This is a genomic window from Paenibacillus sp. TSA_86.1 (assembly GCF_052691815.1).
Window position 1 is genome coordinate 33,761 of sequence record NZ_JBQZGE010000006.1, and the last position, 12,721, is coordinate 46,481.

The 12,721-nt window shown below is 47.8% G+C and carries 10 protein-coding genes; 6 read left to right on the top strand and 4 right to left on the bottom strand.

Translation table 11 applies throughout. The features are described 5' to 3' along the window. The first annotated feature begins 115 nt into the window (after positions 1-115). The gene (locus ACUTVW_RS14310; RefSeq protein ID WP_445646440.1) at positions 116-1,330 is read left to right on the top strand and encodes an ATP-binding protein; all 1,215 of its coding nucleotides are present in this window, start codon (positions 116-118) and stop codon (positions 1,328-1,330) included. A gap of 92 nt (positions 1,331-1,422) precedes the next feature. Here the strand turns inward: ACUTVW_RS14310 and ACUTVW_RS14315 are convergent, their stop codons facing one another. The 3 genes from ACUTVW_RS14315 to ACUTVW_RS14325 all read right to left on the bottom strand — a co-directional run bounded on the left by ACUTVW_RS14315 (position 1,423) and on the right by ACUTVW_RS14325 (position 4,796). Continuing rightward, the gene (locus ACUTVW_RS14315) at positions 1,423-2,403 is read right to left on the bottom strand and encodes an aldo/keto reductase (RefSeq protein ID WP_445646441.1); all 981 of its coding nucleotides are present in this window, start codon (positions 2,401-2,403) and stop codon (positions 1,423-1,425) included. 221 nt (positions 2,404-2,624) lie between these two features. Further along, on the bottom strand, positions 2,625-3,479 hold the full coding sequence (locus ACUTVW_RS14320; protein WP_445646442.1) for a helix-turn-helix transcriptional regulator: 855 nt from the start codon (positions 3,477-3,479) through the stop codon (positions 2,625-2,627). Between the two features lie 225 nt (positions 3,480-3,704). Beyond that, positions 3,705-4,796, bottom strand: a complete 1,092-nt coding sequence (locus ACUTVW_RS14325; RefSeq protein ID WP_445646606.1) for a GntR family transcriptional regulator — start codon at positions 4,794-4,796, stop codon at positions 3,705-3,707. 496 nt (positions 4,797-5,292) lie between these two features. On the opposite strand from ACUTVW_RS14325, the gene ACUTVW_RS14330 reads away from it, so the two are divergent. Both ACUTVW_RS14330 and ACUTVW_RS14335 read left to right on the top strand, forming a co-directional pair. Continuing rightward, a complete protein-coding gene (locus ACUTVW_RS14330) occupies positions 5,293-6,912 on the top strand; it encodes a xylulokinase (protein WP_445646443.1) in 1,620 nt (539 codons plus the stop codon). 2 nt (positions 6,913-6,914) lie between these two features. Further along, positions 6,915-7,610: an L-ribulose-5-phosphate 4-epimerase gene (locus ACUTVW_RS14335; RefSeq protein WP_445646444.1), complete on the top strand. Its 696-nt coding sequence runs from the start codon at positions 6,915-6,917 to the stop codon at positions 7,608-7,610. Positions 7,611-7,818: 208 nt separating this feature from the next. Here the strand turns inward: ACUTVW_RS14335 and ACUTVW_RS14340 are convergent, their stop codons facing one another. Next, a complete protein-coding gene (locus tag ACUTVW_RS14340; protein ID WP_445646445.1) occupies positions 7,819-7,941 on the bottom strand; it encodes a hypothetical protein in 123 nt (40 codons plus the stop codon). Positions 7,942-8,076: 135 nt separating this feature from the next. Here ACUTVW_RS14340 and araA point away from each other — a divergent pair, with 135 nt between their 5' ends. The 3 genes from araA (at position 8,077) to ACUTVW_RS14355 (ending at position 12,704) form a co-directional block, all read left to right on the top strand. After that, positions 8,077-9,501, top strand: coding sequence for an L-arabinose isomerase (gene araA / locus ACUTVW_RS14345; protein ID WP_445646446.1), 1,425 nt, complete (start codon positions 8,077-8,079; stop codon positions 9,499-9,501). 288 nt (positions 9,502-9,789) lie between these two features. After that, entirely contained in the window at positions 9,790-10,560 is a 771-nt protein-coding gene (locus tag ACUTVW_RS14350; RefSeq protein WP_445646447.1) for an AAC(3) family N-acetyltransferase, read from the top strand. 443 nt (positions 10,561-11,003) lie between these two features. Then, entirely contained in the window at positions 11,004-12,704 is a 1,701-nt protein-coding gene (locus ACUTVW_RS14355) for a diguanylate cyclase (RefSeq protein WP_445646448.1), read from the top strand. The last annotated feature ends 17 nt before the right edge of the window (positions 12,705-12,721 follow it).

The following is a 12,721-nucleotide window of genomic DNA, read 5'->3' on the forward strand; positions in this document are numbered from 1 at the left end:
TGCAGCTTCTTTGGTTGGAGCTTAAAAAGAAAATATTCCTTACCCATGGAAGGTAATACAGGAAATAAGTTACAATACTATATATATGAATTACGTGAACGAAGGTGGTGAATCTATGAAGGAATTGCACAGTCCGGTGAATCGAAAAACCTATTATATATCCATGTTTCTAATGATTGCTCTAATGGTAGCTGGATTAGGTGTATCTACCGCAGAGCTTCAGGGGATTACAACCGGGTATGTCATTCATTTGTTATGTGTTGTGACTATACCTGTATGTCTACTCGTTTACCCCCGATATGAAACATTTGCGTTTCGATTGAGCATCATTTTACTCGGATTTGTCTATTTCTACACGCTTGCTCTGATCTACCCTCAGACCTGGACTACATACATTATGATCTGTTTGCTTCCGGCACTCGCTATTCTGTTCTATGATTTCAAGTTGTTTTATATTTCACTCAGTCTCAATGTGGTTTTACTGATCGTTGTGACGAGTTACATTCATAAGCAAGAAAATGTGTACAAGTATATACATACTGATCTGGCTGGCAATCTGATTAATATTATGGCAAGCCAGTTACTCCTGTTTCTTATTTTTTATCTGACCTTTGATCGTATACGAAAGCAGGAATTATATTTGGAACAGGTCCAACAATCCGAGCGCCTCAAAATGGTAGCACATCTAACGGCAGCCGTTGCTCACGAAATTCGTAATCCAGTGACGGTGGTGCGGGGGTTCCTGCAGCTGTATCGGGAAAATCCTGCTTTTGATGCTTCGGATAGATCGAAGTTTGCGCTAATGATCGATGAATTGAATACGGTAGAGCAGGTGACCTCTCAATTTTTGTCCATTGCCAAACCGAACAGAGAGGTGTTGGTTGATGAGAAAGTAGATGTGCAAGAGGTGCTTGAGGGGGTAGCCAGTCTATTGAGCTCCTATGCCATGTTATCGGATAAACATATCGAAATCGAGATTGGTGAGGGCTGCACCATCCTCATGAATGCCGTTGAGTTCAAGCAGGTCATTATTAATCTGATCAAGAACGCTCTTGAAGCCTCTGATAAAGGAGCGATGGTTCACGTAACAGCAAGGCATGTGAAGCAGAAGGTGGAGATCAAGATTGTGGATCAGGGCTGTGGCATGACCGAAGAAGAAGTGAAGGCTTTGGGCACGCCGTTCTACTCCCTGAAAACGAATGGTACGGGACTCGGGCTTATGATCTGCTTCAACATTGTGGAGAAGGTTGGTGGAACCATCAAGTATCAGAGCGAGAAGGGAGAGGGAACGACGGTAATTTTAACGTTTCCGGCGGCAGACCTCAGCTAAAGGGAGCAACGAGAATACATCCGGATTCGAAAAATAATCTAAAGAAAGGCTGCCGAATGGCAGCCTTTTTCCTGTTCTTATTCAACTCTGATTCAGGAAAACGAAGGGTAACGCTCCCCGGCTGCAAACCCTTTTGGTGAGATATGCTCAATCTCAGCCAGTTCTTCCGGTGTAATCGTTACCTGCAATGCACCGAGGTTCTCCTGCAACCGATCAAGACGTTTTGTACCTGGAATAGGGACAATCTGCTCCCCCTGCGTCAGCAGCCAGGCTAGAGCCAGTTGAGACGTAGTGCAGCCTTTTCGTACGGCAAGCTGCTCGATCAGCCGAACGACTTCCAAGTTTTTATTGAAATTTTCTCCCTGGAAACGAGGAAAGAAGCGGCGGTAATCATCCGCAGGCAGATCATCATACGTCCGAATCTGTCCAGTCAGGAACCCGCGTCCCAAGGGGCTATAGGGCACAAAACCGATACCCAGTTCATCCAGCACAGGCAGCACCCCATCCTCTACTTCGCGGCTCCAGAGCGAGTATTCTGTTTCTACCGCCGTGATGGGATGAATGGCATGTGCCCGCCGGATCTGATCCGCCGTGGCTTCCGAAAGACCAAGGAAGCGGACTTTACCTTCCTGCACGAGTTGAGCCATAGCGCCGACGGTCTCTTCAATGGGGACATCCGGGTCAACACGATGCTGATAGTACAGGTCGATGTAATCTGTGCCCAGTTGAAGCAGGCTGGAATCGATTGATTTTTTGACATACGCCGGGTGCCCGAGTACCTTCATGTCTGGAGAGACGATGCCGAATTTGGTCGCCAGAATGGCTTGATCACGACGTCCTTTCAGAGCTCGACCAACCAGTTGCTCGTTACCTCCGAACAGTCCTTGTTGCATGAAATGTTCCCCATATATATCAGCTGTGTCGAACAAGGTAACTCCTTGATCCAGTGCACCATGGATCGTGCGTATAGAATCCTCGTTGTCAGGCATCATCATGGTACCAAGTCCCAGTGCGGATACCTCAAGTCCAAGTGAACCTAACATCCTTTTCACCGCTCCATTATTAAACTTCATCCGATCATCCCTCTTTTCCGCAAATTAGAGAATATAGTACCTTCATCGTTATGCTTAAGGCATGATTCCATTCTAATTCGGAGTTACTTCCCCAACCACAGCATGCTTATGCTAGTAACGGCAGTACCAGAATGGCATGACTCCGGTGGTCTTGTATAGGACTACTGTGGTAATTGAAGTGTAGATCAATCGATTCGTGAAAGAAGAGGGGCAAGCGAAGTTTAAGATTCCTGCTCCTTGACTGGAGAATAGATGCACAGATGCAGATCCGGATGATCCAGCGTGAATGATAACGAATTAATGTCGTATGCAATAGCTTGTTCTTGGTCAGGCAGTCGATAGTAAACGCGCGTAACTCTCTTTGTCTCTACTCGATGCAGCTCCCATAACGATGCAAATTCAGAACTTTCTCTGGAAAGATCATTTACAAACTTGGGAAACCACGGATCATGTGTGTATTTATCATAAGAGGTACGGAATATGGCAACGGAATGTGCCGCCATCTCCTCCCAATTGATAAGTCGAGCACGTATTTCAGGATCTGTAAATAAGCTAGACATCATGTTCCGTTGTCCCGGAGCACGTGAAGTGTAGTCCAATACGTATTTGTCGACAGATGTGTTCCAGGCAAGCAGCTCAGCGCGATCATTCGTGATGAACGCAGGAAACACCATCTGATTCACAATATCCCGCCAAGGTTGAGTGATCTCCGAGGTAATTGGCGGGGCCATCTCAGGTTCATTGCCATTCCATAGGCCGAGCAGATGGGTGTGCTCGTCGGGAGACAACTGAAGTGCCCGACCGATACTCTCGATAACATCTCGGGAGACGGCGACCTCTCGACCCTGTTCCAGAAACGTATAATATGTTGCACTAACCCCTGCCAATATGGCAACCTCTTCCCGGCGTAATCCAGGTGTTCGGCGTTGCCCAGGAGTCTTGGCGAGTCCTGCTTGCTCCGGTTGAAGCCGTGCGCGTCGTGATTTCAGATAACCTCCCAAAGTTTTGGCACGCATGCTGTTCAAGTCCACAGGTGACAGATGTGCTGGTTGTGATAGGCCGTTCATTTCAACCATGACGAGGTCACCTCCTGAGCTCTTTTTATCCAAAATGGTATTGCTCGTGTAAACGTAAATAAGCGTAAATCATATGGAACTCTACGCCATCCTTACGATATATGTTACTACTTGCCCCATCCATTATATCACTTGCTACTGGCTCACGAAGTTTCCTATCCTTACAGAATAGAGTAAGCATAAGAGCCAGGATGCGGAAGAGTATGAGTGCGAGCAAGGGAATACTTACTCGATCTCCATCTCCTTCACCGTCTCGCCTTCCACCAGTTCAGGCTGATAGTAGGTTTGATTGGGGAGATCTTTCTTCCCCTGCAGCTTGCGGATGACCCAATCGGCAGCGTCACGGCCCATCTGCTCTTGGGGATGAGTGAGTGTCGTGAGTCTGATGTTTGCATTTTTGGCGATGTACGAATTGTCCTGACCAATAATCGACAGCTCATCCGGGATCGAGATTCCGAGCTGGCGGCAAGCTTGCACGACCTCCAGCCCAACCTCATCGTTGTAACAGACGATCGCGGTGAGTGCATCCCGATTATCTTGCAGATAAGCTGTCACGTTCGCGGACAAATCAGCTTTAGATGCGGTGTCAAACGAGAGCACATGCTCGGGATGGAACCTCAGTTTTGCTTCTGCGAGTGCCTTGATGTATCCCTTCATCCGGTACTTCCCCTGTAGATCGTCCATTTTGGCAATGATCCCAATCTGGGTATGACCCTTGGAGATCAGCTCCTTGGTTGCGAGATAACTGGACTGCACATCATCCAGACAGAAAAAGGGAACTTCTAACTCCTCATAAAACGCATTAATCATGGCAAACGGTACATCCTGCTCCTTAAAGGACAAATAGTACGCAATATTCGGGTTGTACAGATTGCTTTTTGTCGGTTCAACAATCAGACCATCCACGCCATAGGACAGCATCATCTCAAGTGCTTTTTTCTCCTGTGCCACATCATTGTTCGTACTGGCGAGCAACAGCGAGTAGTTGTCCTCATTCAGACGACGTTCGATACCGCGAATAATGGACGGAAAAATATAGTCCGAGATATAGGTGGTGATGACACCAATCGTCTTTTTGGAAGTACTGCCACCTGCACGCGATCGGTATTGATTGCTGACATAGGTGCCGGAGCCCTTTTCGCTGCGTAAAAATCCTTCGTTGGATAGTTCCAAAATGGCCTTGCGAACCGTCTGACGGCTCACGTTATAGCTATCCTGTAATGCCGATTCCGTGGGGATCTGCTCGCCAATGCTGTATGTTCCCGACAGGATATCGCTCTTTATATCATCAATAATCACTTGGTATTTGGGTTTCACATCGTCCACTTCTTTCGTTGTAACTTCAATATCGATTGAACAAGGGGTTCTTGCAATGCACTTCAATGAAAGAATAACCTTCTATAGTTAGTTCAATATAAACGTTAGTAAACCTGCGGTTAAGTTGTACGTACATATTCTAGCATGATTCGTTTTACTTGCAAGGGGAACCGTACATTTTCTGAAATGATACGTACAACCGAGATCTATTTTGTCGAATTCAACCGTATACTTTCACGTGGAAAATGAATAAAAATACGTTGGTGTAGCAGGTTATTAAGCAAAATTAGCCCTTTGTGAGTATAACTTGGATATCTCATTGACAAATGTACGTACAAAAAATATACTAAGGCTGTCAGAACAGGAAAGCGCATTCTTGGAATGCTGAAATAGATTATAGCCATAAACGGAAGTGGAGCTGCACTTTATTGGTTGTGCACCTGAATAGATGCCATTCCTCGAACGTAAATGGCGACCAGAGAGGGGATATGCCGAAGTGACGAGTCATGTGGATGTGAAAGAGACGATTGCCAAGGGGGCAACCGCGCTTGGGATTGAGCTTGGATCGACGCGTATTAAAGCGGTATTGATTGACGAGCATTTTGAAACGATTGCCTCCGGCAGTTATGAATGGGAGAACCTGCTGAAGGACGGGTATTGGACGTACAATCAGGAGGATATCATCAATGGTTTGCAGACGGCATACCGCGAGTTGAAGCAAGATGTAGAGCAGAAGTATGGTGTACCGCTGACGACCGTAGGTTCAATCGGTTTCTCGGCGATGATGCACGGATATATTGCGCTGGATCAGGCAGGGGAAATGCTCGTGCCGTTCCGTACATGGCGTAACTCTACCACGGGTGCGGCTGCACGCGAACTGACGGAGTTGTTGCAATTCAACATCCCTGAACGCTGGAGCATTGCCCATCTGTATCAGGCGATTCTGAACGGAGAGCAGCATGTACCTCAGATCGATTATCTGACTACACTGGCGGGTTACATCCACTGGTTGCTGACAGGGAACAAGGCGATCGGAATCGGCGATGCATCGGGTATGTTCCCGATTGATGAGACGACACATAGTTATCATCCGGCAATGGTCAAACAATTCGATGAGCATATCGCTGGCAAAGGTTATCCGTGGAAGGTCGAGGATTTGCTGCCTAAAGTGTATCTCGCAGGAGAATATGCAGGTGCATTGACGGAAGCTGGAGCGAAGTTGCTAGACCCGACAGGAGAACTGGCAACAGGTATTCCACTGTGTGCACCTGAGGGTGATGCAGGAACAGGTATGGTTGCTACCAACAGTGTGCGCAAACGGACCGGTAATATCTCGGTGGGCACGTCCGTATTCGCCATGATCGTACTGGAGAAGGAATTGTCCAGCGTATATCCCGAGATTGATATGGTGACCACGCCAGATGGTAGTCCGGTCGGCATGGTGCATGCCAACAACTGTTCGAGTGATCTGAATGCATGGATCGGATTGTTCCGTGAGTTCGCTCAAGCGATGGGCATCGAGGCCGATTCTGGCAAGCTGTTCAGTGTATTGTTCAACAAGGCACTTGAGGCTGACCCGGACGGGGGCGGATTGCTTAGCTACGGGTATTACTCCGGTGAAAATATTACAGGGCTGGAACAAGGACGTCCGTTGTTTGTCCGCTCTCCAGAAAGCAAGTTCAACCTGGCCAATTTCATGCGCACGCATCTGTTCAGTGCCTTCGGAGCGCTCAAGCTGGGCATGGATATTCTAACCGAGAAGGAGCGGGTAGCCATCGACAGCATTTTGGCACATGGCGGTCTGTTTAAAACACCTGTAGTGGGACAGCGGATTGTGGCAGCGGCGATGAACGTTCCGGTATCTGTAATGTCTACTGCTGGTGAAGGCGGTGCGTGGGGCATGGCTTTGCTGGCTTCGTACCTAATTAATCAGGATCAGCAAGAAACGCTAGACGTCTTCCTGGAACAAAAGGTGTTCAAGGATGTAGAAGGGGTCGAAGTGGCACCGGAAGCAGCCGATGTGAAGGGCTTTGAAGCATTTATCGAACGCTACCGGAGTGGACTTGCCATTGAACATGCCGCTGTAGAGCATCTGGCAGAGAACGGAGGAAACTAAACATGTTGGAGCAACTGAAACAAGAGGTATTTGAAGCCAATCTGGAGCTACCCAAGCACGGACTGGTGAAGTTCACTTGGGGCAATGTGAGCGCAATTGATCGGGAGAGCGGTCTGTTCGTTATCAAACCAAGCGGAGTCGATTATGAAAAAATGAAAGCCAGCGACATAGTTGTCGTCGATCTCGACGGTAACGTGGTTGAAGGGGAGATGAGACCTTCCTCGGACACCGCAACTCATGCTGTCTTATATAAACACTACCAGGAAATCGGCGGCATTGTGCACACACATTCCACCTGGGCAACGATCTGGGCGCAAGCGGGTCTGGACGTACCTGTTATGGGTACGACTCACGCGGATACGTTCTACGGAGCTGTACCGTGTGCGCGTTTCCTGAATCAGGACGAAGTTGACCGCGGATACGAAATGGAGACGGGCCGCGTAATCATTGAAACGTTCGAACAGCGCGGATTGGATGTCATGGCGATTCCGGCCGTACTCCTGCATGGTCATGCACCGTTTACGTGGGGCAAAGACGCCAAGTCGGCTGTGGTGAACAGCGTTGTGCTGGAGGAAGTGTGCAAAATGAACCTGTACGCACGCCAGCTGAACAACTTTGCCAAAGAACTGCCGCAAGGCATCTTGGATAAACACTATCTGCGTAAACACGGCAAAGACGCGTACTACGGACAGAAGTAATTCTTAATTCTAACGGAGAAAGATGGGTACTACACTCGCAGTGACCCGGTGTAACTACCCTGCCCAACCCAAAGTTTGATAACCTTTTTACACCACTAACGGAGCAGACAGAAGAAAGCTGTAGAAGCGGAGCGTTCACCTTTATCACCGGATTTCCCCTTATACATAAGGGGTTCAAAGAAATCTGGGGATAACAGTGATCGAAAGATTATTCTGTCTGCGCAGTGACCCGGTGCAATCCCTGTCTAACCCAAGGTTGTATTAGAACTTTTACACCACTAACGGAGAGTGCAGAACCAATCTGAAGAAGCGAAGCGCTCGCATTTATCATCGGATTTCCCCCTTAAAGAGGGGAATGGAAAGAAATCCGAGGATAACCAGCGATCGAAAGATGGTACTGCAATCGGAGTGACCCGGTGTAAACCCATCTTATCCAACTATAATCTAATGAAATGAGGATGATTCCATGTCAGCAACAGCAGCAAAAGAGTTTTGGTTCGTTGTCGGTTCACAACATTTGTACGGTGAAGAAGCACTTGGTGAGGTTAAAGCAAACGCACAGAAAATTACGGATGCCCTGAACGCTAGCGGCGTACTTCCTTACCCGCTTGTATTGCAAGATCTGGCTGTAACCGCAGACAAAATCACCAGCGTTATGAAAGAAGTGAACTATCGCGATGAAGTAGCAGGCGTTATCACTTGGATGCATACCTTCTCTCCAGCAAAAATGTGGATTCGCGGTACGAAATTGCTGCAAAAGCCATTGCTTCACCTTGCAACGCAATACAACGAGAGCATCCCATGGGCAACCATCGACATGGACTTCATGAACCTGAACCAAGCGGCACACGGTGACCGTGAATATGGCTTCATCAATGCTCGTTTGAGAAAACAAAATAAAATTGTTGTGGGTTACTGGGAGCGTCCGGAAGTGCAGCAGCAGGTTGCAGACTGGATGGACGTAGCGGTGGCGTACAACGAGAGCTTTAATATCAAAGTTGCTCGTTTCGGCGATAACATGCGTAACGTAGGGGTAACAGAAGGGGATAAAGTCGAAGCTCAAATCCAGTTTGGCTGGACTGTAGACTACTACGGCATCGGCGACCTTGTTGAGTACGTGAACGCTGTAACTGAGCAAGAGATTGATGAATTGATCACACAATATGCGGATCTGTATGAATTCGATTATGGCACTAACAGCAAAGAAGCGTGGGAAGCTAGTGTTCGTGTGCAAGCAAGCTATGAAATTGCGATCAAAAAGTTCCTGGATAACGGCGGTTACACGGCCTTCACAACGAACTTCGAAGACCTGCACGGCATGAAGCAACTTCCGGGTCTGGCAGTACAACGCCTGATGGCTCAAGGCTACGGATTTGCAGGTGAAGGAGATTGGAAAACAGCTGCGCTGGATCGTTTGCTCAAAATTATGGCTCATAACGAAAACACAGGCTTCATGGAAGATTACACGTATGAAATGGCAGCCGGCCAAGAAGCGATTCTTCAATCTCACATGCTTGAAGTTGACCCGACACTTGCTAGCACAAAACCAAGAATCATCGTGTCTCCACTGGGGATTGGCGATCGTGAAGACCCGGCTCGTCTCGTCTTTGACGGCAAAGCTGGCGAAGGTGTCGTCGTATCCATGGCAGACTTCGGTACACACTACAAATTGCTGATCAACGAAGTATCTGCCTTCGAACCAACGGTTCCGGCGCCAAATCTGCCAGTCGCTCGTGTACTATGGACGGTAAAACCGAACTTCCAAGACGGCGTTAAAGCTTGGATTGAGAACGGTGGCGGACACCACACCGTGGTATCCCTGAACCTGACGACAGATCAGATCGTAACGTATGCGAAGCTGGTGAACCTGGAGTACGTGATTATTAAATAGTCATACTGACAAACGTGGAATTATAGATGGTATATATTGTTTTAGAATCATCACTAAGGTCTTTAATCCACGCCTTGATTCCAATTCCAAAGGATAAATCTCGGTTGTACTCTGCTCATGTCTGAAGTATGATCAGAGTATCAGAGATCAAATTCATAAGCGTATTCAACGTTAAAGCGAGCATCTGCTTGCCGTATAAAAGTGTAATTACAGAGGCCGAGAACCTATCTCGGCTCTTTGTTTTATTTTTCGATACATCACATCGATTCCTAAGGAGGTTATTCCAAGATGACACATACATACGAAAGTCTTATCGCGCAGCTAGAGGAATTAGGCATAGATCGTCACGGCACCTTGTTGATGCATTCTTCCATGAAGAGTATGGGCGAGGTGGAGGGCGGGGCAGATACCGTGCTGGATGCGCTGAGTGAGTATATGAAGGATGGGTTGCTCGTTTTGCCTACACATACATGGTCTACCATTAACAAAAGCAATCCATTGTTCCACGTGGAAACGTCTTCCTGTTGTGTGGGCATTCTGCCGGAGTTGTTCCGCAAACGTCCTAATGTTGTCCGTTCCTGGCATCCTACACACTCTGTAGCGGCATTAGGTAAGGACGCACGGGCGTTCACACAGGACGACCATCTCTTTGATACGCCATGTGCACGAGGTTCTGCATGGGGCAAGCTTCTGGATCGTAAAGCGACAATTCTGCTGGTGGGGGTGGATTTGAAACGGAACACGTTTATTCATGGGATCGAGGAGTGGGTGGACATTCCGGGCAGAATGACCGATGAACATGAGATGCTGTATACTGTTTTGCCAGATGGAACTAAAATTTCCGTACCTTCACGCAGACATTGCGGATTATCTTGGTCAGAGCACTTCTGGAAGGTGGATGAGGTGCTGGTTCAAGCAGGCGCGATGCACAAAGGAAGTTTTGGAGATGCCGTCGCAAGTGTCTGTGATGCTGAGAGAACAACCGAGGTGCTTACGGAGATGTTGAAGGAAAACCCGGATCTGTTCTCGGACAATGAGCCGTTGGCAGATGTGAAGTAAGTGGAGTTGATGAATCATGAGCAAGTCATGGATAGATTAAAAAAAATAGAATTAGCACGGATGTAGGAGAGCTACAAGTGATGAAGCTGAAGCTTTCTTTTAGCAAAAGTAGATTACGTATCCCGTTACGGGCTGGAAAACGCTCAGTTGAAAGCTGGGCGTTTTTGGCGTGGAGCCTTCAAAAACGTTCACAAAAGCACAAAAAATGATTGCGGTTTCAATCAGAGGTTGGGCTGACTTCCAGTGAATGGGCTACTCAGCGTATCAGGGGTATGGTACGATATGGGTAATTTAACCAGAACAAAATCAAGGCCTAGCAGATGTATCTCATATAGTTGTTTGTAGAATGATCAGAAGAAAAATCAAAGTTCAACGTTTGGTAACGTATCAGAGTTATCCCTGATAACCATGGAACAGTGTCACATCCAAAAAGGAGAAGATTTGTGAACCCATTAGTGTGGTATGATCTTTCGTTATTCGTGCTATTGTTTGGTGTGGGCGTGTATGTGTTTGCTACCGTTAGAATTACGAATTTACATAAGGTGTATTTTTTGTTTCACGGTTTGATGATGATGTGGCCTTTCTGTCAATTTGCGAGTATGCTCACGGATGATCCCGGCTTGCAATTGTTCTATGTCTTGCTGTCCTTTGTGGCCGTCTCTCTGCTGGGGGGCGGATGGCTACTGCTAACGCTCTTTATTACCGGTTATGCCGAACGACTCAGCCAAAGGCGGCTGGTGCTGCTGTTTGTACCCGCTGTGATCGGAGCGATTGGAGTCGTTTTGAATCCATGGCATGATTTTGTCATGCCTCTGGAGGGCGGTTATATCGAGCGTGCCTATGGCCCGTGGTTTTGGGTGGTCATGTTCATCTTGGTGAGCTACTTCGTGACGTCCCTCGTCATTATGTTTCGTGCGGTACTTTCCGCTAGGACACCCGTCATGATTCAAAAGCAGGTCAGAATCACCCTTTGGGGAATTTTTGTGCTGGCCATGTTTGCAACGTTGGATGCGGTCCTCAATGTATTGTTGAGCAGCTGGCTACCAATTATTCCGGGTCTGACCTCGCTGGGAATTTTCCTGTCCGACCTGTTCTTCGTGTATGTGATCAAAAGGTACAACGTGTTCAATCTGGTCTCCATTGCCCATGAGGATGTCATTAATACGATCCCGTATGGAATTCTGGTGCTGGATGAGAACGAAGTGATTGTGGAGGTGAACAAAGCCTCTCGTTTTTTCATAGAACAACAGGTAGGAGATGTCTGGGACATGGAGGCATTTCTCGCTGGGGTGTCTGTCGAAGGAAATGTCCGGAAGTTTCTGAACAAGTATCGTTTGAAAAAAATGGAGCTGTGCCAGATCGAAGTGATCGTAGAGAAAGACGGCCAGCTCTGCCACTATATTCTGCAATCTTCTCCGATTGTAGACTCGGCGCTTGCACCACTAGGGCACCTGCTGACGTTCCAGGATGTCTCGCAGGAGCGCTTCTATGCTAAAACGATGAACCAGCAGTACAAGACGCTACAAGAGCGCAATGAGGCACTAGATCTGATTCGGCAGGAGTTGTCCGAAGCCAATCGCAAACTGGAAGAACTGGTGCTGACGGATAGTCTGACGCAATGTTATAACCGTCGTTACCTGACGCAACATCTGAATCATGAAGTACTCACAAACCTGCAATATAAAATGCCGTTCTCCCTCATGCTGCTTGATATCGACCACTTCAAAGCCATTAATGACCACTATGGTCATGTGGTTGGGGACGAAGTTCTGGTGCGCACGGCAGAGGCCCTTCGGCAATCTGTGCGCAGTACCGATATTCTGACTCGCTATGGCGGAGAGGAATTCATGATTTACCTGCCGCATACGGAGCATGATCTAGCGCTGGATATGGCGGAGCGTGTAAGACAGGCCGTGGAGTCCAACCGGATTGCATTGAATTATGGGTTGGGGGAAATAGCGATTACAATTAGCGTTGGTATTCTATCGATTGATGATTTTGCATATGAGGACGAAGCCGTGCCGGAGGATGGTGAACGCTATTTAATTCAGCTATTTGATGCAGTGGACAAGGCGCTATATCAGGCGAAGCAAAAGGGCCGGAACCGGGTGGAGTATGGGGTGTTGGCGCGGGGCGTGGTGTGAGACGGGTAATGTGGAAA